The 24,909-nt window shown below is 71.8% G+C and carries 22 protein-coding genes; 8 read left to right on the forward strand and 14 right to left on the reverse strand.

All coding sequences use genetic code 11. The annotated features are described in order from the left end of the window. The first annotated feature begins 22 nt into the window (after nucleotides 1-22). Nucleotides 23-484 (forward strand): DUF5709 domain-containing protein, encoded by a 462-nt coding sequence (locus EKD16_RS25425; protein ID WP_165498591.1) that lies wholly within the window; start codon nucleotides 23-25, stop codon nucleotides 482-484. A gap of 297 nt (nucleotides 485-781) precedes the next feature. Here the strand turns inward: EKD16_RS25425 and EKD16_RS17000 are convergent, their stop codons facing one another. From EKD16_RS17000 to EKD16_RS17025, 6 genes are all read right to left on the reverse strand, one after another. Further along, nucleotides 782-1,435 carry an MBL fold metallo-hydrolase gene (locus tag EKD16_RS17000; protein WP_131102700.1) on the reverse strand — a complete coding sequence of 218 codons (654 nt, stop codon included), beginning with the start codon at nucleotides 1,433-1,435 and terminating at the stop codon, nucleotides 782-784. A gap of 8 nt (nucleotides 1,436-1,443) precedes the next feature. Next, nucleotides 1,444-2,373 carry an enoyl-CoA hydratase-related protein gene (locus EKD16_RS17005; protein WP_131099284.1) on the reverse strand — a complete coding sequence of 310 codons (930 nt, stop codon included), beginning with the start codon at nucleotides 2,371-2,373 and terminating at the stop codon, nucleotides 1,444-1,446. A 134-nt stretch (nucleotides 2,374-2,507) separates the two neighbouring features. Beyond that, the gene (locus EKD16_RS17010; RefSeq protein ID WP_207391329.1) at nucleotides 2,508-2,993 is read right to left on the reverse strand and encodes a peroxiredoxin; all 486 of its coding nucleotides are present in this window, start codon (nucleotides 2,991-2,993) and stop codon (nucleotides 2,508-2,510) included. A 10-nt stretch (nucleotides 2,994-3,003) separates the two neighbouring features. Then, on the reverse strand, nucleotides 3,004-4,149 hold the full coding sequence (locus tag EKD16_RS17015) for an alkaline phosphatase family protein (protein WP_242677016.1): 1,146 nt from the start codon (nucleotides 4,147-4,149) through the stop codon (nucleotides 3,004-3,006). A gap of 210 nt (nucleotides 4,150-4,359) precedes the next feature. Beyond that, nucleotides 4,360-4,953: a DUF5998 family protein gene (locus tag EKD16_RS17020; RefSeq protein WP_207391330.1), complete on the reverse strand. Its 594-nt coding sequence runs from the start codon at nucleotides 4,951-4,953 to the stop codon at nucleotides 4,360-4,362. 618 nt (nucleotides 4,954-5,571) lie between these two features. After that, nucleotides 5,572-8,295, reverse strand: coding sequence for a bifunctional acetate--CoA ligase family protein/GNAT family N-acetyltransferase (locus EKD16_RS17025; protein ID WP_131099286.1), 2,724 nt, complete (start codon nucleotides 8,293-8,295; stop codon nucleotides 5,572-5,574). A 221-nt stretch (nucleotides 8,296-8,516) separates the two neighbouring features. Between EKD16_RS17025 and EKD16_RS17030 the strand changes: the two genes are divergently transcribed. The 3 genes from EKD16_RS17030 to EKD16_RS17040 all read left to right on the forward strand — a co-directional run bounded on the left by EKD16_RS17030 (nucleotide 8,517) and on the right by EKD16_RS17040 (nucleotide 10,938). After that, the gene (locus EKD16_RS17030; RefSeq protein ID WP_131102706.1) at nucleotides 8,517-9,407 is read left to right on the forward strand and encodes a carbohydrate kinase family protein; all 891 of its coding nucleotides are present in this window, start codon (nucleotides 8,517-8,519) and stop codon (nucleotides 9,405-9,407) included. A gap of 492 nt (nucleotides 9,408-9,899) precedes the next feature. Beyond that, complete coding sequence (locus tag EKD16_RS17035; RefSeq protein WP_131099287.1) at nucleotides 9,900-10,745, forward strand: helix-turn-helix domain-containing protein; 846 nt, start codon at nucleotides 9,900-9,902, stop codon at nucleotides 10,743-10,745. Between the two features lies 1 nt (nucleotide 10,746). Continuing rightward, nucleotides 10,747-10,938, forward strand: coding sequence for a DUF397 domain-containing protein (locus EKD16_RS17040; protein ID WP_131099288.1), 192 nt, complete (start codon nucleotides 10,747-10,749; stop codon nucleotides 10,936-10,938). On the opposite strand, the gene EKD16_RS17045 is transcribed toward EKD16_RS17040, so the two are convergent. From EKD16_RS17045 to mbhE, 8 genes are all read right to left on the reverse strand, one after another. Beyond that, entirely contained in the window at nucleotides 10,935-13,121 is a 2,187-nt protein-coding gene (locus EKD16_RS17045; protein ID WP_131099289.1) for a RecQ family ATP-dependent DNA helicase, read from the reverse strand. The two genes, EKD16_RS17040 and EKD16_RS17045, sit on opposite strands and share 4 nt — an antisense overlap. A gap of 125 nt (nucleotides 13,122-13,246) precedes the next feature. Further along, nucleotides 13,247-13,615 (reverse strand): monovalent cation/H(+) antiporter subunit G, encoded by a 369-nt coding sequence (mnhG, locus tag EKD16_RS17050; RefSeq protein WP_131099290.1) that lies wholly within the window; start codon nucleotides 13,613-13,615, stop codon nucleotides 13,247-13,249. Next, nucleotides 13,602-13,880 (reverse strand): monovalent cation/H+ antiporter complex subunit F, encoded by a 279-nt coding sequence (locus tag EKD16_RS17055; protein ID WP_131099291.1) that lies wholly within the window; start codon nucleotides 13,878-13,880, stop codon nucleotides 13,602-13,604. Before EKD16_RS17055 ends, mnhG begins: the two co-directional genes overlap by 14 nt. Beyond that, nucleotides 13,877-14,518 (reverse strand): Na+/H+ antiporter subunit E, encoded by a 642-nt coding sequence (locus EKD16_RS17060; protein ID WP_131099292.1) that lies wholly within the window; start codon nucleotides 14,516-14,518, stop codon nucleotides 13,877-13,879. The genes EKD16_RS17055 and EKD16_RS17060 overlap by 4 nt, the downstream gene beginning before the upstream one ends. Next, complete coding sequence (locus tag EKD16_RS17065) at nucleotides 14,515-16,041, reverse strand: Na+/H+ antiporter subunit D (RefSeq protein ID WP_131099293.1); 1,527 nt, start codon at nucleotides 16,039-16,041, stop codon at nucleotides 14,515-14,517. The genes EKD16_RS17060 and EKD16_RS17065 overlap by 4 nt, the downstream gene beginning before the upstream one ends. Further along, complete coding sequence (locus EKD16_RS17070) at nucleotides 16,038-16,412, reverse strand: sodium:proton antiporter (RefSeq protein WP_131099294.1); 375 nt, start codon at nucleotides 16,410-16,412, stop codon at nucleotides 16,038-16,040. The genes EKD16_RS17065 and EKD16_RS17070 overlap by 4 nt, the downstream gene beginning before the upstream one ends. Next, nucleotides 16,409-17,038, reverse strand: a complete 630-nt coding sequence (locus EKD16_RS17075; protein WP_131099295.1) for an MnhB domain-containing protein — start codon at nucleotides 17,036-17,038, stop codon at nucleotides 16,409-16,411. The genes EKD16_RS17070 and EKD16_RS17075 overlap by 4 nt, the downstream gene beginning before the upstream one ends. After that, the gene (mbhE, locus tag EKD16_RS17080; protein WP_242677017.1) at nucleotides 17,025-19,583 is read right to left on the reverse strand and encodes a hydrogen gas-evolving membrane-bound hydrogenase subunit E; all 2,559 of its coding nucleotides are present in this window, start codon (nucleotides 19,581-19,583) and stop codon (nucleotides 17,025-17,027) included. The genes EKD16_RS17075 and mbhE overlap by 14 nt, the downstream gene beginning before the upstream one ends. Before the next feature lie 500 nt (nucleotides 19,584-20,083). Between mbhE and EKD16_RS17085 the strand changes: the two genes are divergently transcribed. The 4 genes from EKD16_RS17085 (at nucleotide 20,084) to EKD16_RS17100 (ending at nucleotide 24,869) form a co-directional block, all read left to right on the forward strand. Further along, nucleotides 20,084-22,579 (forward strand): DNA gyrase/topoisomerase IV subunit A, encoded by a 2,496-nt coding sequence (locus EKD16_RS17085; protein WP_131099296.1) that lies wholly within the window; start codon nucleotides 20,084-20,086, stop codon nucleotides 22,577-22,579. A gap of 153 nt (nucleotides 22,580-22,732) precedes the next feature. Then, nucleotides 22,733-23,236, forward strand: coding sequence for a beta-class carbonic anhydrase (locus EKD16_RS17090; RefSeq protein WP_131099297.1), 504 nt, complete (start codon nucleotides 22,733-22,735; stop codon nucleotides 23,234-23,236). A 66-nt stretch (nucleotides 23,237-23,302) separates the two neighbouring features. Then, nucleotides 23,303-23,629, forward strand: coding sequence for a tetratricopeptide repeat protein (locus EKD16_RS17095; RefSeq protein WP_131099298.1), 327 nt, complete (start codon nucleotides 23,303-23,305; stop codon nucleotides 23,627-23,629). A gap of 97 nt (nucleotides 23,630-23,726) precedes the next feature. After that, the gene (locus EKD16_RS17100) at nucleotides 23,727-24,869 is read left to right on the forward strand and encodes an L-cysteine desulfhydrase Cds1 (protein WP_131099299.1); all 1,143 of its coding nucleotides are present in this window, start codon (nucleotides 23,727-23,729) and stop codon (nucleotides 24,867-24,869) included. The last annotated feature ends 40 nt before the right edge of the window (nucleotides 24,870-24,909 follow it).

The raw sequence follows: 24,909 nt of genomic DNA on the forward strand, positions 1-24,909 counted from the left end.
ATGCGGGGTTAGTGGAGCGCATATGAGCGAGAACCACCCGGAGGAGAACGAGTTCCCGGACGACCCGGTCAACGAGACCGCCGCCGATTGGGAGGAAGCCGGGCTGCCTGCGCAGGAGGACACCACCGAGGACCAGCCGCTGCCGGGCCGGGTTCCCACCGCCATCGACGAATCCGGCTCGACCGGCACGGAGAAGGAGTCGGGCGAACCGCTGGAGGAGTCCGGCGAACCGCTCGACGACGCGCTCGCGCGCGAGCAGCCGGACGTCCCCGGCGCCCTCGGCAGCACAGCCCGCACGGCCGACGAGTTTCCCCCGCCGGGGCCGGAGCAGGAGACCGGCGGAGTGCGCGTGGTCGAGTCCGACGAAGGCGTCCGCGAGGACGCCGAGGACACCATGATCGCCCGCGACGCCGGTGTCGACCGTCAGGCCTTCAGCGCCGAAGAGAGCGCAGTCCACGAGGAGGACGAGTCCGAGCTGTCCTAGGTCGTTCCTGAACCGGTGCTGTGGGGCCGTCGCCACGGCCGGGGCGCGAGCGGCGAAGGTCCGCTGTGCGGCCTGGTCGGCCTGTCGGGCGACGAGTGGCTTCGAAATAGCAGCGACAACGGTCGCGGATTGGCCGAGCCCGTGCGCACCGGACCGGGTGCCCGCCGCCGACCCACCCGACGAAAGCGACGACGCCGGCGCGGGGTGGCGCCCGCGCCCAACGGGCCGGCCGCGCCGTCCCGCCCCCGGCCCGCCAGGCGGCCGGAGCCGGAGGTGGGACGGCGCGTCAGGTGGGTGTCACCAGCCGCGGGCGTGCCACTCGGGGAGGCTGGGGCGCTCGGCACCCAGGGTGGTGTCCTTGCCGTGGCCGGGGTAGATCCAGGTGTCGTCGCCGAGGACCCCGAAGACGCGCTGCTCGACGTCGCCGATCAGCGACTGGAAGTCCCCTGCGCTGGTGGTCTTGCCGACACCGCCGGGGAACAGGCTGTCGCCGGTGAACAGGTGCGTGGTGCCTTGCGGGTCGTCGTAGCGCAGGGCGATCGAACCGGGGGTGTGCCCGCGCAGGTGGACGACCTGGAGTTCGGACTCGCCCACAGGGACGCGCGATCCGTGCTCTACCGGCTCGTCGATCGAGACCGGCAGGTCGTCGGCGTCGTCGGGGTGGGCGACGGTACGCGCACCGGTGGTTCCCACGACCTCCGCCAAGGCACCCCAGTGGTCGGGGTGGCGGTGGGTGGTGATGGCGCGGGCCAAGCCGTCGGAGCCGATGAGTTCCAGGATGCGGTCGGCCTCGGCGGCGGCGTCGATCAGCACCGCATCGCCGGAGCGGCGGCACCGCAGCAGGTAGGCGTTGTTGTCCATCGGCCCGACCGCCAGCTTGCTGATGGTCAGCTCGGGCAGTTCGCGTACGTCGGCGGGTCCCCCGACCCGCGTATCTCCGGAGTAAGTCACGTCGTCCATTACAACACCCACTTCGGTGATCGCTTCTCCAGGAAGGCGGCGCGGCCCTCGGCGGCGTCCTCCCCGGCGAAGTACTCCGCGGAGAGCTCGGCCATGTGCGCAAGCTCGACCGCGCGCTCCCCCGGCGCCACCGCTCCCGCGCGCGACAGCAGGTCCTTGGTCCCACTCAGCGCGCGCGGCGCCGCGCCGCGCATGCCCTCCAGGACCGCCTCGGTCGCCGAGTCGAGTTCGGTGCGCGGCACCGCTGTCGTCACCAGGCCCGCCGCGGCGGCGGCCGCGGCGCCGAAGGACTCGCCCGTCAGGAAGTAACGGGTGAGCTGGCGGTCGTGCATGCGGGCCGCAACAGGCACCGAGATGATCGCCGGGATGACGCCGATGCGGACCTCGGTGAACGCGAAAGTGGCGTCCTCGGGTGCGATCGCGATGTCGGCCGCCGCCACCAGGCCGATCCCCCCGGCACGCGCCGGGCCGTTGAGCTTCACGACGACCGGCTTGGGCGCCTCCATGATCGCGGAGAACAACTCGGCCATGCCCGGCGCGGCGACCGGAGGCGGGGTGCCGGCGCGTTCGGCGGCGATCTCCTTGAGGTCGGCCCCCGCGCAGAAAGCCGGTCCCGTGCCCGTGAGAAGGACCGCCCGAACGGCGTCGTCCGCCATGGCCGCGGCCAAGGCACCGGAGAGGTCGGCGCGCAGCCGCGCGGAGAGGGCGTTGCGGTTCGCCGGGGAGTCGAGCGTGAGCACCGCCACGCCCCTTGCGGTCTCCCGCCTCACCAGCGGGTCGGCGGCCTCCCCTGCGCCCGCTGCGCTTCCGGCGGCACCGCCGGACTCCTCCGACGCCGCCGCGTCGGCCTCGCCTGCTCCTTGCGCGCCGGTGCGACCCGCCGGGCCTGCGCCCGCGAAGCCGCCGTCGTGCTCCGCTCGATCTGACATGTCCGCGACGGTCCCTTTCTGCTGCTGTTTCCCGGACCAGAACCCGCGATCGGACGAGGTGCGGCGGTCGTGCAGCTGTCGGCACGACACGCCGTGGCCCTTCACGACAGCCGCTTCGCCGCGCTTCCGGCCGTTCAGCCGCCGCGGCCGCTCTGCTTCCGCCCCTCGCGCAGGACCCGCAGGGCGCCGTCGGCGTGGGCCTGCATGCGCAGTTCGCTCTTGATGACGTGCCGGATCCGCTGGTCGGAACCGATCACGAAGGTGGTGCGGCGGGTCGGCGACAGAGCCGCCAGCGGACCGCTGCGCCGCACGCCGTAGCGAACGGCGACGGTCCCGTCGGGGTCGGACAGCAGCGGATAGTCGAACCCGTTCTTGTCGGCGAAGGCGCGCTGGGTGTCGACGTTGTCGGCGCTGATACCCACGCGGCGGGCGCCCGCCTCGGCGAACTCGGCTGCGAGATCGCGGAAGTGGCAGCTCTCGGCCGTGCACCCCGGTGTCATGGCCGCCGGGTAGAAGAAGAGGACCACGGACTCGCCCGCGGACAGCATGCCGCCGAGAGTGCGGGCGGCGCCGTCCTGGTCGTGCAGCTCGAAGTCGGGAGCGGGGTCTCCGATGTTCACGAGGGCCACCCTAGGCCACGGTGGCGACCTGCAACAGGGGCACCCGCAGCTCGGCGGACGTCAGCGAACCGTGGTGGCCGATCAGCCTGCTCACGGTGCGTTCGGACGCCGGTGCCACTAGGGCGGTGGCGCCCCGGGCGAAGGCGACGACGTCGCCGATGCGCGGCCGCACGGCGTCCTCGACGTCGCCGAAGAGGCCGTCGGCCACGGCCTCCTCGCGGGTGAGGACCAGGGCCCGCTCACCGAGGAGGTCGCGCCAGGTGGCGGCGACGTCCGCGGCGGCCCCCTCGCGTGTGTAGAGGTGGCGTGCGCGCGGCTCGCCGGCGCGCAGCCGCACACCGGCGGCGAACGCGGGTTCGGACTCGACGTCGACGCGGGTGTCCGGTGCGGTGTCGACCATGCCGTGGTCGGCGGTGATGTAGAGCGCGGAATCGGGCGGCAGGGAGTCGGCGATCTGCTCGGCGAGCCGGTCGACGTGGCCCAGATGCAGCCGCCAGTAGGGGGAGTCGACGCCGTAGACGTGGCCGAAGGAGTCCAGGTCGGAGTGGTAGACGAACGCGAGGACCCGGTCGTCGCCGCCGAGTGCCTCGCCGGCGCGCACGGCGAGTTCGGTGGCGCTGTCGGCGCCGACGTAGCGGGCACCGCGCGCCGAGGCCCGGCTCAGCCCGCTGCCGCGGTAGGCGCCGTCGGCGATGTAGGCGGTGCGTACGCCGGCGCGTTCGGCGCGCTCGTAAGCGGTGGCGTGCGGCTGCCAGTCCTCGGGGACGATGTCGGGGTCGCCCCACCGCAGCTGGTTGAGGACCCGTTCGGTGCCGGGAACAGCGACCTGGTATCCCACGACGCCGTGGTGGCCGGGCACCCGCCCGGTGCCCATCGTGGCCAGGCTGGTGGCGGTGGTGGTGGGGCATCCGGCGGCGATGTGGGTGCCGGTCTCCAGCAGCTCGGCCAGGAAGGGAGCGTGGACGCGGTACTCGCCCAGCGCCTGCCAGCCCATCCCGTCGACGAGCAGCACGCAGGCCCTGCGGACCGGCGGCAGCCGCAGCGGGTCGGGCTCGCCGGCGACCCCCAGTGAGGCCAGCACCGATGTGCTCAGCGCGGCCAGGGACTCCTCGTAGCTCGGCACTTTCAGGTCGTCGGGGTAGGTGGGCACGGGCACGCCCCATTTCTGGCTATTCGGACCCGGGTGCGGTGTCGGCTGCCGGGTTGCCTGCTGTCGTCGCGCGGGGGCGCCGCCCGCAGGGCGGTCGGCCCGCCGGCGGCGGCCGCCCGCGGGCCCGTCCCCACCGTCTGCCTACCCGGCTTCCGCGGCGCGCACCGCCCTTCGCCGCACCGCGGTGGATGCGGTACGGCGCGCCTCGTCTCGGCCTCAGCCGCCGGTGGCCTCCGACAGCACGTCGGTGAAGTGGATCAGGTTCTCCACGGATTCGGTGCCGTCGGCGGTCTGACTGACCCGTACGGTGAGGGGCTCGGCGGTGATGGCGCCGGTGTAGCCGTGGTCGGCGTCGCAGGACTCGTCGGTGCACGACGCGGGTTCGAGGTCGATGTTGGCGATGGCGCCGGGACTGACGCTCAGTCCGATGCTGAGCACGGCTTCGCTGGGCATGGTGCCGGGCACGTAGTTGGCGGGGTCGGAGACGACCCGCGTAAGTGCGACCGACTGGATGTTGCCCAACCGGATGGCGTCGGTGGTGGTCGATGCGTGCGGGCGGCCTCCGGCCTCGGCGGGCGGATGCTCGTCGGTGTGGCAGACCAGCAGCCGGGTGGGCGTCAGGAGCATGACGGTGATGTGCCGCCGCATCTCCAGGCCTGGGTCGAAGGTGGCCTCGTGGTGGACGACGAAAGCCTCGGCGGCCTCGTCGCCGAGCGCCAATGCCACGGCGTCGATCACCAGGGCCGGGTAGTAGCCGCTGCGCTCGATCTCCGAGCGCCAGTCGGTGGACACGGCACGCGTTTTCCTCATGGTTCCATCCTGCCTTCTCCCCATGACACATCGCACCCGCAGGGCGCGGAGGATCGCGGCGCGCCGACTCCGGGAGGACGGCGAAGGCGGCGGCCGTCGTCCGACGCCCGGTCACTCTCCGGCGGAAGTGGAAAGCCGGGGGTTAGCGGGTAGTCCCCGTGGCATGTACGCAACCGTGCCTCCAGTACCGGGACCGCCGGAACCAGGTGGCCCTCCGATGCCCGACGAACCGGGGCGGCCGTCGCCCGAACCGGTGCCCGACCCGCCCGCACCGCCCGATCCCGAACCGGGTCCGGGACCGGGTCCCGGACCCCTGCCGCCCGACCCGGAGCCCCAGCCCGAGCCGGCCTGATCGCGGCCTGCCGTCCGTGCGTCTCCGCACGCGCGGGGGAGCACACACGCACACAGACACAGAGATAGGCACAGACACAGATACAGCCGCAGCCGGACGGCTCGGGCAACCGCCGCGAACCGCCCGCACGCCGCCGCTCCGGGGCGCGGCGACAGGGCCGTGCGCGGGGACGCTCCCCCTTCGGCGGACGGGACCCGGTCACGGCCCGCCCCGCCCGGTGCCGCAGGCGCCTACGCTCCCGGGCCGTAGCGGATCAGCGCCGGCGATCAGAACGTCACACCGCGCAGGCGCCGCGGCCCGGAGTCCATCCGCCGGTCGGGCGGCTCCCGCAGCCACGCGCGAGCACCCAGCACGTGCGCGCCCTCTGAGTTGACGATCACCGGGTCCAGTTCGATGTGGGCGACCTCGGGGAACGCGTCGACCAGGCGGGAGACCCGTAGCAGCGTCTCCTCCAGCGCCTCGACGTTGGGCTGCTCGGCCAGGCTGGTCGCGCCGGCGGGCAGACCGAACAGCAGCGGCGCGGCCCGCACCGCGTGCACCAGGTCGGAGGCGTCGGTGTCGGTGAGCGGGGCGAGCCGGAAAGCGCGGTCGTCGAGCAGCTCCGCCGTCACGTCGGCGAGTCCGAAACCCACCACCGAACCGAACGAGGGGTTCTCCCCCGCCCGGATGACGGTGGGCACCCCCGGAACGACCATGGGCTGCACCACCAACTCGGCCTCGGTGCCGAGCCGGTCGTACAGCGCGTCGAAGGCGCCGCGCACGTCGGTGGGCGAGTGCAGGTCGGCGCGGATCCCGCTGCCGCCCGCCCGCAGCCGCAGGTCGGGGGCGTTGGCCTTGACCACCACCGGGTAACCGAGCGCCTCGGCCGCCTCGACCGCCTCCTCGGGGGTGGACACCGGTGTGTAGGGCACCGCGTCGACGCCGTAGCAGGACAGCAGCGCGTAGGCGGTGTCGCGGTCGGCGGCCGCTTCCTCCTGCTGCACGGGTTCGCTGGTGAACCAGACGCTCTGGCTGGATGCCGGGCCGTCGTCCTTGCCGATCGCCTGGTCGACGATCTCGCGCGCCCGGGCGCCGTCGATGTCGGCCAGCTCGGGGTGGCGGCCGCTCTGGCGGTCGCGCCAGAGCGCGTAGCGGGTGGCGTGGGCCAGCGCCCGAACCGCGTCCTCGGGAGCGGGGTAGGAGGGGATGGAGCCGCTCGCCGTCTCACCGTTGTCGCCGATCCGGCGCAGCTCGGCGGGCAGCCCCTGATAGCCCAGGTAGGTGGTGACGATGGGCTTCTCCGCGGACGCGGCCTTGGCCCGCATCACCTCGGCGACGTCGTCGGAGATCGGCGTCAGCGCCGGGATGAACACGACCACCACCGCGTCGACGGAGTCGTCGGCGAGCACGGTCGTCAGCGCCTCGTCGAAGTCCTCCGCCGTGGCGGTGGGTCCCAGCGCCACCGGGTCGCGGGGTTTGAGGCCCTGACGTACGCAGGCGTCCTTGACAAGGAGGCCCAGCGAGTCGGAGTTGCCGACGATGCCGACCCGCGGCCCCGACGGCAGCGGCTGGTAGGCGAACAGCTGGGCGACGTCGAACATCTGGGTGATGTCGTCCACACGCACGACGCCGGCCTGCTCGAACAGCGAGGTCACCGCGTAGTCGGGCAGGGACAGCGCTCCGGCGGCGTGGCCGGTGGGCACGCCCTGGGAGGAGCCGCCGCTGCGCACGGCCACCACCGGCTTCTGCTTGGCCAGGCGCCGGGCGAGCCGGGTGAACTTGCGCGGGTTGCCCAGCGACTCCAGGTACTGCAGCACGACCTTGGTGGCGGGGTCCTCCTGCCAGTACTGGACGAGGTCGTTGCCCGAGACGTCGGCGCGGTTGCCGGCGGAGACGAACGTGGACAGCCCCATGCCGCGCTCTGCGACCCGCTGGAGGATGGCCCGGCCCAGCGCACCGGACTGCGAGAAGAACCCGATGGGCCCGCGCGGCGGCACGTAGGGCGCGAGCGTGGCGTTGAGGGAGACCTCGGGGTCGGTGTTGGCGATTCCCAGGCAGTTGGGGCCGATCACGCGCAGCCCGGCGGCGCGGGCGGTCAGCACCAGCCGGTCCTGGCGGTCGCGGCCCTCGGGCCCGGCCTCGCCGAAACCGGAGCTGACCACCACGAGGCCGTGGACGCCTTTCTGCGCGCACTCGTCGACGACGTCGCCCACCATGTCGGCGCGCACGGCGACCACCGCCAGGTCCACGGGGTCGGGCACGTCCAGGATGCCGGCGTAGGCGCGCACGCCCGCCACCGCCTTGGCGGTGGGGTGCACGGGGTAGACCGGGCCCTGGAAGTCTCCCGCCAGAAGGTTGCGCAGCACCGACTGGCCGATGGTGTGCGCGGTGCGGCTGGCGCCGATGACCGCGACCGAACCGGGCGAAAGCAGCCGGGCGATGGAGCGGGACTCGGCGCGCTGCTCGCGGGCGCGCATGACCTCCTGGGCGTCGTGCGTGGGCTCCAGGTCCAGGGTGAGGCGGATGACGCCCTCGTCGAACGACTGCTGAGCGGTGTAGCCGGCCTCGCGGAAGACGTTGGTCATCCGCCGGTTCTCCGGCAGCACGTCGGCGATGAAGCGGCTCACCCCGCGTTCCATCGCCGCGGCGGCGATGTGCTCCAGCAGTACCGACGCCAGGCCGCGTCCCTGGTGGGCGTCCTCGACGACGAAGGCGACCTCGGCCTCGCCGGGCGCCACCTTGTCGTAGCGCACTACGGCCACCATGACGTCGGAGATGGTGGCTATCAGGGCCACCCGGTTCTCGTAGTCGACGTTGGTGAAACGCTCGACGTCGCGCGACGACAGCTTGGGGTAGGGCGCGAAGAAGCGGTAGTAGATGGTCTCCGGCGAGAGGCGGTCGTGGAACGCGCGCAGCAGGTCGGCGTCGTCGGGGGTGATGGGACGCAGGTGCGCGGTGCCGCCGTCGGTCAGGACTACGTCGGCTTCCCAGTGGTTCGGGTATGAATGCACGGTTTGAGCCTATTCGAGTCGTCGGTGGACGTGGCGGACCTCACTCGGCCGCAGCGGGTCGGACATCGGGCAGGCGGTCCGATATCACGCAGCTCTGCCACTTCGTTACCCGACGTCTCCCTCTAACCTGTTAACGTCTGTCAGCACACAGGCTCTTCGGGCATGATCGCGCAAGTCCCCCATTTCGGGGCCGCAAGGTGGTGGGCAAGGCAATGGCACGAGTGGTCGTGATCGGCGATCTCATGACCGACAGCGTCGCACGGGCGTTCTACCCTCTTGCGCGCGGCAGTGACACCCCCGCGTCCGTGCTGACCTACGGGGGCGGCTCGGGTGCCAACGTGGCGGCGTGGCTGGCCATGGAGGGCACCGACACCATTTTCGTGGGCCGCCGCGGGTCGGACATCACAGGGCGCACCCGCGAGATGGAGCTGATGGGCTACGGCATCGACTCCCGCCTGGTCATGGACCCCGAGCGAGCCACCGGCACCTGCGTCGTCATGATCACCCACCGCGGCGACCGCACGATGCTCAGCGACCCCGGCGCCAACGCCCGCCTGCAGCCCGAAGACCTGCCCCGCGACGTTTTCGGCCCCGACGGACATCTGCACATCTCCGGGTTCACGCTGATCAACCCCGACTCCCGCCGCGCGGCCCGGATGGCGCTGCGCATGGGCCGCGAGTCCGGGATGTCGATCTCGGTGGACGGCGGCTCCCACGCCCCGCTGGAGCGGGCGGGCGCCGAGAACTTCCTCGACTGGACGAACGGCGCGCGGCTGCTGTTCACCAACACCCGGCAGGCCAAGGTGCTCACCGGCCGCGAAGAGCCCGAAGCCGCCGCCAAGGTGCTCACCGCGTGGTACCCCAACATCGTCATCAAGCTCGGCGACGAGGGCGCGCTGTGGGCGTCCACGACCCGCGACGACCTGGTCACGGTGCCCGCCGAACCCGTGGAGCCCTCCCCCGGCTCCATCGGCGCCGGCGACGCGTTCATCGCGGGCTTCCTCCCGTCCTGGCTGGCCGGCAAGCACCCCAAGGACTCCCTGGCCCGCGCCCAGAGCCTCGCGGCTCGGGCACTCCACCAGCCGGGGGCGCGGCCGGACCTGGGGGATTAGCGGCACTCGGGTCCGCCTTTCCCTCCCCGCTGTCGCGAGAGGCGGTCGCTGCGCTGCCGCCGTCGTCGGCGTCGTGCCAGACGACGCGAGTGGCGCGGCAAGGGCCGAACAGCCGCATCGCCGATTCGAGCGTCCGGAAGCGGGCGAAGCCCGTGCCGTCGGCCCCGGTGAGGATGACGCGGTCGGGCCAGGACAGGCCCCAGCCGAGGATCCAACCGTCGTCGTTGTCGACGTCGATCTCGGCGACGGTGAACAGCCGGGGGGCTTCCTCCCGGCAGAGTTCGGTGATTTCCGCGGTGAGGGCGGACTCGTGGCCATGGGTATCGGAGGGGGTCATGGTTCCTCCAGAGAAGGCGAGAGGATTAGTTTGGAACAGTTACGCACCTTGTAACTGTTCCAAACCCGGAGAGCTTTCGCAAGCACTCTCGGTAACCAGGCATTCCCGGTAGCCCGTAGGATGCCGTTGTTCACGGCGAAGGAGGTCGGTAGCAGGTGCCGCGAAAGCCAACAGTCCGGGCACGCGGCCTGGGCGCCGAACTCAAGGAGCTTCGTCTCCAGTCGGGGCTAACCACACGCGAGGCTGGCGACCGTGCCGGTTGGTCGCACACCATGATCAGCCGCATCGAGATCGGCAAGCGCGGTGTAACGACCGAAGAGATAGCGACGCTGTTAGCGATCTACCAGGTCAAAGGCGACGATCGCGATCGGCTCATCGAACTGGCACGGGAGGCACACCGCCCAGGATGGTGGGAAAGCAGCGAATCCAGCCTGCCAAGCCAGCTCGCCGCACTCATCAGCTTCGAGAGTCAGGCGACCGCGATCACGGACGTCGCTCTCATCCTCGTTCCCGGACTCTTGCAGACTTCGGGCTACACGCGCGCCGTCATGGCAGCGACCGGGATCGAGAAGAACGTCGCCGAGACCCGTGTCGCAGCGCGCCTCGGACGTCAGGCCATTCTCAAGGGCGAGGACGGACCTTCGTTACAAGCCTTCATCGACGAGGCCGTTCTACGGCGCCCCCTCGGCGGAGGCGAAGTGATGACGAATCAGCTCGATCACCTCGTCGAGTCCAGCAAGGACCCCCGCGTCTGCATTCGCGTCCTGCCGCAGACCTCGGCGGGTCACATAGCGCTCAACGGGCCGTTCACTGTCCTCGAATTCAAGAAGGCGCAGCCCCTTGTCCATCTGGAGCACCGACGCTCCAGCCTCTTCCTGGATGAGCCCCGGGACATCGACGCCTTCCGTGCTGACGTCGCTACGCTGACAGAAACCGCCCTGGATCCAGCCGAATCGGTGGATCTCATGACAGAGATCGCTCAGAACTACAGGAGACAGTGACATGAATCTTCGGATCGGCCAATGGAAAAAGAGCAGCTACAGCGGAAGTGAGACCAACTGCGTCGAAACCGCCCGACTCCCCGACCAGGTCGGCCTCCGCGACTCCAAGTCCCCAGACACCACCCTCCTCGCCTTCCCCCACCACGAGTGGGTCGGCTTCCTCCGCGAGGTCGCCGCCGAACCGGTCGGCTAACTCCGTGCGGCCAGCACCAAGGGCAGCACGCCATCGGCGCCCGCCTCCCGCAGCGGAGCCGCGGCAGCCGTCAGCGTCCAGCCCGTATCGGTGTGGTCGTCCACCAGCAGGACCGGGCCGTCCAGCTCGGCGACCGCCTCGGCGGTCCGCGGCGGCACGGTCAGCGCGCGCTGTACCTGCGCCAGGCGCTGGGCGCTGTTGTGGCGGCGCGGGCCCGGCCCCGCCTCCGCGTCGGTGTAGGCGAGCGAGCCGATCGGCGCCAGGCGGCCGACCTCGCACAGGCGGCGGGCCAGGTCGGTGATCATCCGGGGGCGGGTAAGCGAAGGAATGGCGACCACGCCCGCCGGGCGCCGCTGCCACGGCCAGGCGGCGAGGACGTCGACGAGCCCCTTGAAAACGCGTTCGCCCACCGGCTCGTCAGGGGATTCCGGGTGCAGCAGCCGGCGCAGCTCCGCGCCCCAGCCGATGTCGGTGAGGCGTGCCAGGGCGCGGCCCTCCTCGGCCTGGTGCTCGGGGCGGATCTTCCCGGACAGCTCGACACCGAGCGCGGACATGCCCGAGGGCCACTGCTTGCGCGGCGCCACGGCCACACCGGGGCGGTCCAGGTGGCGGGCGGCCGCCTCGCGGTCCTCGGTGTCGACCGAGGCCGCGAAGGCGGCGCCGGCGCAGTTGTCGCAGCGGCCGCAGGGCGCGGCTTCGGGGTCGTCGAGCTGGCGGCGCAGGAACTCCATGCGGCAGGAGCCGGTGCCGATGTAGTCGAGCATGGCCTGCTGCTCGCGTTCGCGGGCCGCGGCCACCGCCGCGTAGCGCTCGGCATCGTAGGCCCAGGGCTCACCCGTAGCCGTCCAACCTCCGCGCACGCGGCGCACCGCGCCGTCGACGTCGAGGACCTTGAGCATCTGCTCCAGGCGGCTGCGCCCGAGGTCGACCCGGGTCTCCAGATTCGGCAGGGACACCGGCCCGCCCGCCTCGGCCAGCACGCCCAGCGCGTGGCGCACAGTCTCCTCTGCCGGAAAGGCCAGCGAGGCGAAGTAGGACCAGATGTCGCGGTCCTCGCGGCCCGGCAGCAGCACGGCCTCGGCGCGCTCCAGACCGCGACCGGCGCGGCCGATGTGCTGGTAGTAGGAGATCGGGGACTGCGGAGCGCCCAGGTGCACGACGAAGCCGAGATCGGGCTTGTCGAAGCCCATGCCCAGAGCGCTGGTGGCCACCAGCGCCTTGGTGCGGTTGGCGAGCAGGTCGTCCTCGGCGCGGCGGCGCTCCTCGGGGTCGGTCTGGCCGGTGTAGGCGCGCACGTCGTAGCCGCGGTCGGCGAGGAAGGCCGCGGTGTCGTTCGCGGCGGCGACGGTGAGCGCGTAGACGATGCCCGAACCCGGCAAATCCGCCAGACAGCGCGCCAGCCAGCTCCAGCGGGCCGGGGTGTCCGGCAGTTCGACCACCGACAGCCGCAAACCGGCGCGGTCCAGTCCGCCGCGCAGCACCAGGGTGGAGACGCCGTCGCCGGTCTCCAGCTGCTCGGCGACGTCGCGGGTGACGCGGCCGTTGGCGGTGGCGGTGGTGGCCAGCACGGGGATGCGCGGCGGCAGCTCGCGCAGCAGGGTGCGGATGCGGCGGTAGTCGGGGCGGAAGTCGTGGCCCCAGTCGGAGATGCAGTGGGCTTCGTCGACGACGACCAGGCCCGCCCCGGCGGCCAGCTGCGGCAAGGCGCGGTCGCGGAAATCGGGGTTGTTCAGCCGCTCGGGGCTGACCAGCAGCACGTCGACGCCGCCGGCGGCGATCTCGGCGTAGATGGCGTCCCACTCGTCGGAGTTGGCGCTGTTGACGGTGCGGGCGCGGATGCCGGCGCGCTCGGCGGCGGCGATCTGGTTGCGCATCAGCGCCAGCAGCGGTGAGACGATGACCGTCGGACCGGCGCCGGCGGCGCGCAGCAGCGCCGTGGCGACGAAGTACACCGCCGACTTGCCCCACCCCGTGCGCTGCACGACCAGGGCGCGGCGGTGGTCGGCCACCAGCGCGCGGACGGCGCTCCACTGGTCCTCGCGCAGCCGCGCGGAATCGCCGGCCAGGGCGCGCAGATGGGCCTCGGCGCGCTCACGCAGCGCGGCATCGTCGGCGGAGGAGATGTCGGCGGGATGGGCGGCGCCGGGCGCGGTGCCGGTTTCGGAGGACGCAGGGGTCACCATGCTCCCTTTGGTACCAGAACCCGGCGGCGCGGTGCGGCGGCTGTCCACAGGCGCCTTGCGCCGGTCCTGGAACCGCAGCATGCGGCGTGGAAAGGGCCGCCGCGGTGCGCCCTTCGCCTCGACCGTCAGGACTGGGCGCCCTCCTCGCCCTTTTCGCGGGACAGCTCCACCGCGTCGGCCAGCTCGTCGGCGACCAGCAGCTCGGTCTTGACCTCGCCGCGGCTGTAGGCGACGCGCCCCAGCGTCTGGGCGAGTACCGGCACGGTGAGGAACTGGAACAGCGCGGCCAGTCCCAGCCAGGCGGCCACCCGGATGTCGGGCAGCTGGAACGCGGCACCGGCCAGTATCAGCACGAGGCCCACCGTGTCGGGCTTGGTGGCGGCGTGCACGCGCCCCAGCAGGGTGGGAAAGCGAACCAGCCCGACCGTACCGACGAACGCGAACGCCGCCCCCAGCGGCAGCAGGACGGCGGTGGCCCAGTCAGCCCCGGTCATGCGCCCTCCTCTCGGCGAAGCGGGCCGCGGTGAGCGAACCCACGAATCCCAGCAGCGCGAAGGTGATCACCACACCGATGTAGGCCGGATCGCCGCGCAGCGCGACCTCGACCGCGATGAAGCTGATCAGCAGCACCGAGGTGGCGTTCAGGCACACGATGCGGTCCATCACCGAGGGCCCCCGCACCAACCGGTACACGGTCAGCAGCACCCCGGCTCCCAGCAGCACGAAGGTCACCGTGTAGGCGTAGTCCAGGACGTTCATCGACTCTCCTCCCCGGCGTCTTGGGACTCGGCCTCGCGCATCAGCCGCTCCTCCCGTTCGAACTCCTCGACGTCGGCCGCGGTGCCGAACGCGCGGACGAAGCGCTCCTCGGTGTGCCGCACCTGACGGCGCAACTTGCGCACGGCCCGCGCCGACTGCACCGGCGTGCCGTGCACATAGAGCACGCCTTCCTCCCGGTTCAGCTCGATTACCAGGCTGCCGGTGATCAAGGAGAGCCCGGCGGTGACCATGACCAGCAGCAGGTCGGAGTCGGTGCGCATGGGGACCGCCACGATGGCGCCGCGCATGCGCGCGGGCCGCCACAGCGCGTGGGCGGCCACCCGGATACTGGAGGCCAGCAGCTCCAGGGAAATGTGTCCGACCAGCAGCAACGCGTGCAGCGGCCGGAAACGCAGGCGCACGGGCAGGTGCGGCAGCCGAGTGACCGCGTAGCAGCCCGATGCCACGCCGGCGCCTGCGAGTACCGTGCCCGGGCTCGCATCGCCCCACAGGACCACCCACATCAGCGTCAGCCACAGCAGCATCGGCAGCCGCCGCAGCAACCGCTGGAGCGGGCTGGGCGGCCGCTCCCGCCCCGGTCCGGGCGCACTCGCGCGGACGGCGGGCCCCGTGCTCATCGCGCCCCCTCACCCAGCACGGCCTCGATGTAGGACGTGCCGTTGACCAGGTCGTGCGCCGCGACGAAGGCCAGGTCCGACAGCGGGCCCGCCGCGGCGGCCACCGTGAGCCCGGCCGCGACCATCACACCGGTCATCGCCGCCATGAACCGCAGGCCGCCCAGGTGGGCTCCGCGCTTGAGCCGCTCACGGGCCTCGACCATGTCCGGCATCGGTGTCCCCCAGAACCCCCGCACCCATACGCGGAACACCGCCATGACGGTCAGCAGACTGGTGGCGACCCCGGCGGCGATCGCGGCGTAGACGAGCCACCCGCCGGCGCCCACCCCCGCCTGGAACAGGGCGACCTTGGCGATGAACCCCGACATCGGCGGCAGCCCCGCCAGGCTCATCGCGGGCAGGAAGAAGTAGACGGCCAACACCGGCGACACCGTGTTGAGGCCGCGCATGGCACGCAGCGAACTATGCCCCGCGTACTGCCGGATCAGCCCGTTGACCAGGAACAGACTGGCCTGGACGACGATGTGGTGCACCAGGTAGACCACCACCCCGGCCATGCCCGAGACCGAGTTCAGCCCCAGCCCGAAGATCATGAACCCGATGTGGCTGACCAGGGCGAAGGACATCAAGCGGTTGAGGTCGTCCTGCACCAGGGCGCCGAAGATACCCACGAGCATGGTCGCGATCGCGATGCACAGCAGCACGGCGGATATGTCGTCGCGGCCGAAGAGCAGGGTCTGGCTGCGGATGATGGCGTAGACGGCGACCTTGGTGAGCAGCGCCGCGAAGATGGCGGAAATGCGGGTGATGGCCACCGGGTAGCTGTCGGGCAGCCAGAAGTGCATCGGCACGAGCGCGGCCTTGATCCCGAACACCACCAGGAACAGCAGCGCCAGCACCATGCGCAGCTCCTCCGGGGCGCCGCCCAGCTTCACCGCGATGTCGGCGAGGTTGACCGTGCCGGTCAGCCCGTAGACCAGCGCGATCCCGGTCAGAAACAGGATCGAGGAGGTCAGGCTGACCACGGTGTAGATCATGCTGGCCCGCACTCGGGCGCGCGTGGGCGCCTGGGTGATCAGCGCGTAGCTGGCCGTCAGCATGACCTCGAAGCCGACGAAGAGGTTGAACAGGTCGCCCGCCAGGAAACTCAGGCACACTCCGGCGGTCAGCACCAGGTAGATGGGGTGGAACACCTGCGGCATCGCGCGGCTGAGCCCCGCAATGTCCTGACCGATCGCATACAGCTGCACCACCAGCAGCACCACCGCCGACACCGCCAGCAGCAGAGCCGCGAGCGGGTCGGCGACGACGGTGACACCGAAAGGCGCCTCCCAGGCCCCCGCCTGGCTGGTCAGCACGGTGCCGTCGGCGGTGGCGCGCAGCAGCAGCGCGGTGTCCACGACGACCGCGGCCAGCGCGGTAACCGCCACGGCCTGCTGCAGGCGCGGGGCGCGGCGCATCAGCAAAGCGGCCGCGGCACCCAGCAGCGGCACCACCACCGGCACGGCCAGCAGCACGTTCACGGGGAGTCCTCCGGCTCCGAGAGCCGCCCGATCCGGCGGTCCTCCAGGTCGGCGGGCACCTCGTCGTTGTCGTCGCCCAGCCACACCCGGTAGGCCAGTGCCAGCAGGAAGGTGGTGACCCCGAAGGTGATGACGATCGCGGTCAGCGCCATCGCCTGCGGCAGCGGATCGGAGATGGGACCGTCCTTGCCCGTCAGCAGCGGCGGCAGGGTGATCGCCCGGTCGGTGAGCATCAGCGACAGGTTGGCGGCGTGGCCCAGCACGACGATTCCGAACACCACGCGCATCAGCGAGCGCTGGAGCAGCAGGTAGAAGCCGCAGGAGTAGAGGACGGCCACGGCCACGATGAGAATGAACCCGGGCGCGCTCATCGGGCACCCTCCTCGGCGGAGCCCGCGCGGCGTCGGCCGCGGGCTTCCTCTTCCTCGGCCTCCATGCGCGCGCCCAGGGCGGCGACGACGGAGAGCACCAGACCGACGACGATGAGGAACACCCCCGATTCGAAGAGCAGGTAGCTGGCGAACTTGACCTTGCCGAAGACCGGCAGATGGGCCGTGTAGCTGTAGACCTCCAGCACCGGATCGCCCAGCAGCAGCGGCGCGGCGGCGGTGCCGCAGGCGATCAGCAGCCCCACGGCGAGCAGCCCGTTGGGGCGCATGGGCATCCCGGCCGCCAATTCGTGGCGGCCTCCGGCGATGTAGCGCAGCACGTAGGCCATGCTGGCCACCAGGCCGCCGGCGAACCCGCCGCCCGGCCGGTCGTGCCCCGAGACCAGCAGAAACACCGAGAAGGTGAGGATGGCAGGGGTCAGCAGCCGCGCAGCGACCTCCAGAAGCACCGAGCGGGGACCGAACGCCGGGCGCACGCCGGTGCTCAGCCACCGCTCGCGCGGCGCCTCCCAGTCCTCGGGCGGGGCGCCGCTGCGATCGGCGCGGCCCCACTCGCCGTCGGCGCGCCCCGGGCTGGGCTGGGGGCGTGCCGGGTCATCCTCGGTCATCGGGGCTCCCCTCCTCGTCGTCCTCGGCCGCCGTGTCCTCTCCGGTCGCCGCGTCCTGGCCGCGTCCGGGATCGCGCTCGGCGGACTGTGCGCCGACGGACTCCGAGCCGGACGGGCGCCGCAGCGCCGGTGCGCCGGTTCCGGGCGGCTCCGGCGCTTCGCCGCCGGCCTCCGACTCGGTCTCGGCGGCGGGTTCGTCGACGACCCGGTCGCGCCGGTTCAGCAGCACCAGGGAGGCCACCGCGACCGCCGCCGTGGCCAGCACGACGATCTCGCCCAGGGTGTCCAGGGCGCGGAAGTCGGCCAGGATCACGTTGACGAGATTGGTGCCGCCGGCCTCCTCCGCCCGGTCGGCGTAGCCCGTGGAGATCGGATCGTCGGTTCGCGCCGCGGTCATCAGCCACAGCGAGATCGCGATGAAGGTGCCCGCGGCCGCGCACAGCAGCACCGTCAGCCGCTTGCCCCAACCGTCGGGCCGGACGCTGAACGTCGTGGGCAGCCGCCGCAGCACGAAGACCAGGATGATCGTGGTCAGCGTCTCCACGAGCACCAGCGTCAGCGCGAGGTCGGGCGCGCCGTGCAACACGAACAGCCCCGCGATGCCGAACCCGAGGACGCTGAGCAGGATCAGCGCCGGGAACCGCCGGTGCTCGCGCACGGTGGCGACCGTGGTGACGACGATGACCACCGCCACCAGCAGCTCCAGAGGGCTGTCCCACAGCCGCAGCCCCTCCTGGGGGCCGGGCACGTCGATGCCGCCGGTGACCAGCCCGGCCGCCAACCGGAACCCGGGCAGCACCAGCATCGTCGCCAGGATGATGCCCAGGTACACCGGCAGCGAGCCGCTCTGGGTGCGGCGGGTGACGCTCAGCGCGACGCTGTAGGTGCCGTGGATGAAGAAGTGGTAGCCGTACTCGGCGTCGGGCCAGCGCGGCATGGCGTTCTGCAGTCGGCCGACGGTCCTGCGCTTGGCGAACATCAGCACACCCGCGGCGACCACCAGCCCCGTCAGCAGCAGAGGCGGCGTCAGACCGTGCCACAGCGCCAAGTGGTAGGGCTTCTCCGGGGCCGGCAGCGCGTGCGCATAGCCCTGGGCCAGCGGGTCGGCGGCCGAGGGGACGGCGCCCAGCGCCAGGCTGAGCACCGACAGCACCACCGGAGCGGCGACGAAGGCCGCGGAAGGGGCGAAGAAGCTCCGCTCGGAAACGGTGGACTTGTCGGCGAAGGCGCCCCAGAGAAACCGGGCGCTGTAGGCGAAGGTGAGGACGGAGGCCGCGACCAGCCCGGCCAGCACGGCCGCGGCCGCCTCGGGCGGCGGCGCCGGCGCCGCCCCCGGCACGAACGCCTCCAGGGCCGCCTCCTTCGCGGCGAACCCGAGCAGCGGCGGGAGCCCGGCCATGGACATCGCGGCCAACCCGGCGGCGGCCGCGAGCACCGGCATGCGCCGTCCCAGACCGCTGAGTCGGCTGATGCTGCGCGTTCCGGTCTGGTGGTCGATGATGCCGACCGTGAGGAACAGCGCCGACTTGAACAGGCCGTGGGACAGCAGCACCCCGATCATGGCCGTGGCGGCCACCTGCGTTCCCGCGCCGCCGAGGACGATGAGGAAACCCAACTGGCTGACGGTGCCGTAGGCCAGCAGCAGCTTCAGGTCGTCCTGGCGCAGTGCGCGCCAGCCGCCCGCGATCATCGTCGCCAGGCCGACTCCCAGCACCAGCACCTGCCAGACGTCGGCGTCGGCGAAGCCCGGCGCCAGGCGGGCGACGAGGTAGACGCCGCCTTTGACCATCGCCGCAGCGTGCAGGTAAGCGCTGACCGGGGTGGGGGCGATCATCGCGCCCGGCAGCCAGAAGTGCATCGGCACCTGCGCGGACTTGGCGAAGGCCCCGATCAGGATGAGCACGAGGGCGCCCGTCAGCCACGGCCCGCCGTCCGGCGGGTCGGCCACCAGCGCCGAGATGCTGTAGTCGCCCGCGGCCCAGCCCAGCATGATGAACCCGATGAGCATGAGGAGCCCGGTGCCGGTGGTGGTGACCAGTGCCTGAGTGGCCGCGCGGCGCGCCTGCTCCTTGCGGTCGTCGTGGCCGACCAGCAGGAACGACGTGACCGAGGTCAGCTCCCAGAAGACGTACAGCGCGAAGAGGTTGTCGGTGGTGACCACGCCGAGCATGGATCCGGCGAACAGCACCATCACCGCGGCCAGTCGGCCCAGGCTGCGCTCGTCGGCGTGGAAGTAGGTGGCGCAGTAGCCGAAGATGACCGCACCCACGCCGCTGACCAGCAAGGTCATGGCAAGCGCGAGGGCGTCGACGCGGAACTCGAACCCGATACCCAGTGCCGGTGCCCAGGCGACGGCCGCGGTCGCCGGTGTTCCGGAGAGGATCGACGGAGCCTGCAGGAGCACCCACACCGCAGCGGCCGCGGGCGGCAGCGCGGCGAGCAGGAAGACGCGGGCGCCGAGGCGGCCGGCGAGCGGTGGCAGAACCACCGCGACGGCGGCGTGCAGCACGAGGATGGCGGGCAGCAGCATAGGCACGTCGTTCATCGTCGGTCGGACCGGCGGTGGCGGCCCGCCACCGGGCGGCGGGCGGACGGTGCCGGCGGGGCGTGCGGTCGGGACGGGGCCGCGGGGGCGGTCGGGCCTCCCGGTATAACCCGGTACGGGTCAAAGGCTAGCCCGGAGCTTCGTCTCAGCCTTGACTGCCCTGCCGACGGGTGTACCATTCGCCGCCTTCCATCGCCTCGACCGGCCCGGGACGCTGTGTGACGCACCTGCCCCCACCTGCGCCGACACCCGCCGCTTCGCGCCGCTTGCCGCGCGTCTTCCCGGCAGGGGGGGTGGGCCTTCTCACCCGCGGGACGCCCCCGGGACCCGACGCATCCACCCGGAGTCACCCAACGTGAGCATCGTCGCGACCGCGTCGGCGCGGAAAACCTCGGGCAGCCCAAATTACCGGCATTTTGACGAAATCCTAACGCGGCACGGCGGGTCGGCGCGGGGCCCCTGGTTCGCCATGGTCGCCGCGCGGGGCCAGAATTACCGGCATGGCCCGTACAACCTCTCCACCACCCGAGGACCTCGCCGAGAAGATCATCGACATCGACGTATCCGAGGAGATGCGCGGCAGCTTCCTGGAGTACGCGTACTCGGTGATCTATCAGCGCGCGCTGCCCGACGCGCGCGACGGCATGAAGCCGGTCCAGCGGCGCATCCTCTACCAGATGAACGAGATGGGGCTGCGCCCCGACCGCGCCCACGTCAAGTGCGCCCGCGTGGTCGGCGAGGTGATGGGCAAGCTGCACCCGCACGGCGACTCCGCCATCTACGACGCCATGGTGCGGATGAGCCAGCCGTTCGCGATGCGGGTGCCGCTCGTCGACGGCCACGGCAACTTCGGCTCCCTGGGCGGCGACGACGCGCCCGCGGCCATGCGCTACACCGAAGCACGGCTGGACCGCTCCGCCCAGCTCCTGGTGACCTCGCTGGACGAGAACGTCGTCGACTTCCACCCCAACTACGACGGCCAGGAGAACGAACCCGAGGTCCTGCCCGCCGCCTTCCCCAACCTGCTGGTCAACGGTGCCTCGGGGATCGCCGTCGGCATGGCCACGAACATGGTCCCGCACAACCTCGGAGAGGTCATCGCGGCGGCGCGCCACCTGGTCTCCCACCCCGACGCCTCGCTGGACGACCTCCTCGCGTTCGTCCCCGGGCCCGACCTGCCCACCGGCGGCACCGTCGTGGGGCTCGACGGTATCCGCGACGCCTACCGCAAGGGCCGCGGCACCTTCCGCACACGCGCGACCGTCAGCATCGAGAAGGTGTCCCCGCGCCGCACCGGCCTGGTGGTCACCGAACTCCCCTACAGCGTGGGGCCGGAGAAGGTCGTCAGCCGCATCAAGGAGCTGGTGCAGACCAAGAAGCTGCAGGGCATCAGCGACCTCAAGGACCTCACCGACCGCAACCAGGGCCTGCGCCTGGTCATCGAGCTGAAGAACGGGTTCAACCCCGAAGCCGTGCTGGAGGAGCTCTACCGGCTGACGCCGATGGAGGAGAGCTTCGGCATCAACAACGTGGCGCTGGTCGACGGCCAGCCGCGGACGCTGGGGCTGCGCGACCTGCTCCAGGTGTTCGTCGACCACCGACTGGAGGTGGTGCGGCGCCGCTGCGAGCACCGCCGGAGCAAGCGCGAGGAGCGGCTGCACCTGGTGGCGGGCCTGCTGGTCGCGCTGCTGAACATCGACGAGGTCATCGCGCTCATCCGCGATTCCGAAGACACCGCCCAGGCCCGGCAGCGGCTGATGACGACCTTCGAGCTGTCCGACACCCAGGCCCGCTACATCCTCGACACCCCGCTGCGCCGGCTGACCAAGTACGACCGGCTGGAGCTGGAGAACGAGCGCGACCAGCTCAGCAAGGACATCGAGGAGCTCACCGCCATCCTGGAGTCCGACGCCAAGCTGCGCCGGCTGGTCTCCAAGGAGCTGGGCGAGGTCGCCAAGGAGTACTCCTCCCCCCGCCGCACCGTGCTGCAGGAGAGTTCGGGCGAGACCCGCAGCGCCTCCATCCCGCTGGAGATGGCCGACCAGCCCTGCCACGTGCTGCTCAGCTCCACCGGTCTGCTGGGCCGAAGTTCCACAGCCCAGGTGCCGCCGATGTTCGAGGGCCTGCGCACCCGGCACGACGCCGTTGCCGTCTCGGTACCCGCCACCTCCCGCGCCGACATCGGCCTGATCACCGACCTCGGACGGGCCGTACGGGTACCGGTGGTGGAGCTGCCCGAACTGCCCGACGACGCCTCGGAGTCACCTCCGCAGTCACACGGCGTGCCCGTCGAGGAGTTCGTCGAACTGGGCGAGGACGAGCGCGTCGTCTCGGTGGCGGCCCTCGACGACGACGGGCCCGGCATCGCGGTGGGCACCGAGCAGGGCGTGGTCAAACGCGTCACCTCGGAGTCCGCGCCCAATAAGGACGACTTCGAGATCATCAACCTGCGCGAGGGGGACCGCGTCGTCGGCGCGTCCCAGTTGGCCACCGGCGAGGAGGACCTCGTCTTCGTCACCTCCGAGGCGCAGCTGCTGCGCTTCTCCGCCGACAACGTCCGCCCGCAGGGACGGCCCGCCGGAGGGGTGGCCGGTGTCAAGCTGCCCGAGGGCGCCACGGTGCTCTGGTTCGGCGCGGTCGCGCTGCCTGAGGACACCGTCGTACTCACCGTCGCGGGAAGCTCCACGGAGACGGAGCTGCCCGGCACCGGCGGCGGCTCCGCCAAGCTCACCCCGCTGGAGGCGTTCCCAGCCAAGGGCCGCGCCACCGGCGGCGTGCGCTGCCAGCGCTTCCTCAAAGGCGAGGACACGCTGGTGCTGGCCTGGATCGGACGTGCGCCGGCACGAGCGAGCCGCGCCGACGGGGGCCCGATCCGGTTGCCCGACCTGGACGAACGCCGGGACGGCTCCGGCGAGCCGCTGCCGCGGGTCATCTCCGTCGTCGGTACCGGCCGCACCGACACCGGCGCCGCCTCGGCCTCCGGCACCGCGAACTGAGCCCGCTGACCCTTGTTCCCGCGGCGGCGGAGCCGCGGCCCGCTCCGGCGGGCACCTCCACCGCCGTGACGTGACCGCTTCGACCCCGGGGCGGGTAGGGCGCACCGCCGGGCGCGCGCCCGCCCTCGGGCCCCGAACTTCCGGGAGTACCGCTTGAACAGCGCCTTCGACGACCTCTACACCGCCAACGCCGACTACGCCGCCGGGTTCGGCCACACCGGTCTGAAGCCGGTCGCCGCACGCGGCCTCGCCCTCGTCACCTGCATGGACTCCCGTATCGACCCGCTCCCGGCGCTGGGTCTGCAGACGGGTGACGCCAAGATCCTGCGCAACGCCGGCGGCCGCGTCACCGACGAGGTGCTGCGCACGCTCGTGCTCGCCGCCTACCTGCTGGAAGTCGACCGGGTGCTGGTCATGCCGCACACCCGCTGCAAGATGGCCTCGGTCTCCGGCGACGCCGAGGTGCACGACCTCATCGAGCGGGAGCACGGCGTGGACACCCGCAGCCTGGCGTTCGGCGCCGACAACGACCAGATGGGCGCCCTCCGCCGCGACGTGGAGCGCATCCGCCACCACCCGCTGCTGCCGCGGGAGCTGCCCGTGGCCGGGGTCGTCTACGACGTCGACACCGGCCGGATCGAGCCCGCCGACGTGTGAGGGACCGCGCTAACGGGAATACGTCATTCCGCTTCGGGGTTGTGCTGCCCGACGAAGGGAGTTCCGGTGAAGGAGACGACCTACGAGACGTTCAGCCGCGGCAAACTGTACTTCGACCTGGGCGACTACATCGAGGCCGCCCGAATCCTGGGGCCCATAGCCGAGGACGAGCCGGGCAGCCGCTCCATCCTGGAGCTGCTGGGGCGGTCCTACTTCCACTCGGCCCAGCTCGCCAAGGCCGAGCGGACCTTTCGCCGGATCATCGACCTCGACCCCTGCGACAGTTGGGCCCACATCGCCCTCGCGCGCTCCCTCGAACGCCAGAGCAGGGACGACGAAGCCGCCCCCTACCGGCGGATGCACGCCGCGATGTCGGGCGGCTCGCTGGACTGAGAGCCGCACCGGCGCCGCCGCACCGCGTATCGAGGGGCTCTCCCGCAGGCGGGAGAGCCCCTCGGCGCCGCTTCAGCGCGGCGATAAAGTCGACGCCATGACGGCACCCTCCGACTCCCCAGACGGACCAGACGGACCAGACGGACCCTGCGTGGAAAGCGGCTCCGCCCGCGCCCGCGCCTGGGTGGACGAGGCGGTGCGCAAAGTGGTCGCCGACGCCAACCGTTCGTCCGACACCCACCTGCACGTGTTCCCCCTGCCGCCCGAGTGGGGCATCGACCTCTACCTCAAGGACGAGTCGGTCCACCCCACAGGCAGCCTCAAGCACCGGCTGGCCCGCTCACTGTTCCTGTACGCCCTGGCCAACGGCTGGATCGGCGAGCACACCACCATCGTCGAGGCCAGCTCCGGATCGACGGCGGTCTCCGAGGCCTACTTCGCCCGGCTGGTCGGGCTGGACTTCGTGACCGTGGTGCCGCGCACGACCAGCCCGGAGAAGATCGCGCTGATCGAGCGCTACGGCGGCAAGTGCCACTTCGTCGACGTGCCCGCCGAGATGTACAGCGAGGCCGAGCGGCTGGCGGCGGAAACCGGCGGGCACTACCTGGACCAGTTCACCTACGCCGAGCGGGCCACCGACTGGCGCGGCAACAACAACATCGCCGAGTCGATCTTCGAGCAGCTGGCCATGGAACGCCACCCGGTACCGGACTGGATCGTCGTGGGCGCGGGGACCGGCGGCACCTCGGCCACCATCGGGCGCTACGTGCGCTACCGCAGACACGACACCCGCCTGGCCGTGGTAGATCCGGAGAACTCGGCTTTCTTCCCCGGCTGGGTCACCGGTGCCTCCGACTACGCCACCGGCATGCCTTCGCGCATCGAGGGGATCGGCCGCCCGCGGATGGAGCCCAGCTTCGTACCCTCGGTCATCGACCTGATGGTGCCCGTCCCCGACGCGGCGAGCATCGCGGCCATGCGCCACCTCAATGCCGTTACCGGCCTGAGCGCGGGCGGCTCTACCGGCACCAACATGTGGGGCGTGTGGCACCTGGTCGCGCGCATGCTGCGCGAGGGCCGCCGCGGCAGCGTCGTCACCCTGATCTGCGACGGCGGCGAGCGGTATCGGCACAGCTACTACGACGACGCGTGGGTGGCGGAGCGGGGCATGGACCCCGCGCCCTACACCGCGGCGATCGAGCGCTTCCTGGCCGGCGGCGAATGGCGGCCGCCGGGCTGAGCCACCGCCGAGGGCCGGCGGGGGTCCGCCCCGTCGAGCC

The organism is Streptomonospora litoralis, from assembly GCF_004323735.1.
GTDB lineage: Bacteria > Actinomycetota > Actinomycetes > Streptosporangiales > Streptosporangiaceae > Streptomonospora > Streptomonospora litoralis.

Bases quoted from the DNA above. Each gene is read 5' to 3' on its own strand.
- EKD16_RS25425 (WP_165498591.1), top strand. From the start codon at position 23: ATGAGCGAGAACCACCCGGAGGAGAACGAGTTCCCGGACGACCCGGTC.
- EKD16_RS17005 (WP_131099284.1), bottom strand. From the start codon at position 2,373: ATGTCAGATCGAGCGGAGCACGACGGCGGCTTCGCGGGCGCAGGCCCG.
- EKD16_RS17020 (WP_207391330.1), bottom strand. From the start codon at position 4,953: ATGAGGAAAACGCGTGCCGTGTCCACCGACTGGCGCTCGGAGATCGAG.
- EKD16_RS17040 (WP_131099288.1), top strand. From the start codon at position 10,747: ATGAATCTTCGGATCGGCCAATGGAAAAAGAGCAGCTACAGCGGAAGT.
- EKD16_RS17045 (WP_131099289.1), bottom strand. From the start codon at position 13,121: ATGGTGACCCCTGCGTCCTCCGAAACCGGCACCGCGCCCGGCGCCGCC.
- mnhG (WP_131099290.1), bottom strand. From the start codon at position 13,615: ATGACCGGGGCTGACTGGGCCACCGCCGTCCTGCTGCCGCTGGGGGCG.
- EKD16_RS17055 (WP_131099291.1), bottom strand. From the start codon at position 13,880: ATGAACGTCCTGGACTACGCCTACACGGTGACCTTCGTGCTGCTGGGA.
- EKD16_RS17060 (WP_131099292.1), bottom strand. From the start codon at position 14,518: ATGAGCACGGGGCCCGCCGTCCGCGCGAGTGCGCCCGGACCGGGGCGG.
- EKD16_RS17070 (WP_131099294.1), bottom strand. From the start codon at position 16,412: ATGAGCGCGCCCGGGTTCATTCTCATCGTGGCCGTGGCCGTCCTCTAC.
- EKD16_RS17075 (WP_131099295.1), bottom strand. From the start codon at position 17,038: ATGACCGAGGATGACCCGGCACGCCCCCAGCCCAGCCCGGGGCGCGCC.
- mbhE (WP_242677017.1), bottom strand. From the start codon at position 19,583: ATGAACGACGTGCCTATGCTGCTGCCCGCCATCCTCGTGCTGCACGCC.
- EKD16_RS17085 (WP_131099296.1), top strand. From the start codon at position 20,084: ATGGCCCGTACAACCTCTCCACCACCCGAGGACCTCGCCGAGAAGATC.
- EKD16_RS17100 (WP_131099299.1), top strand. From the start codon at position 23,727: ATGACGGCACCCTCCGACTCCCCAGACGGACCAGACGGACCAGACGGA.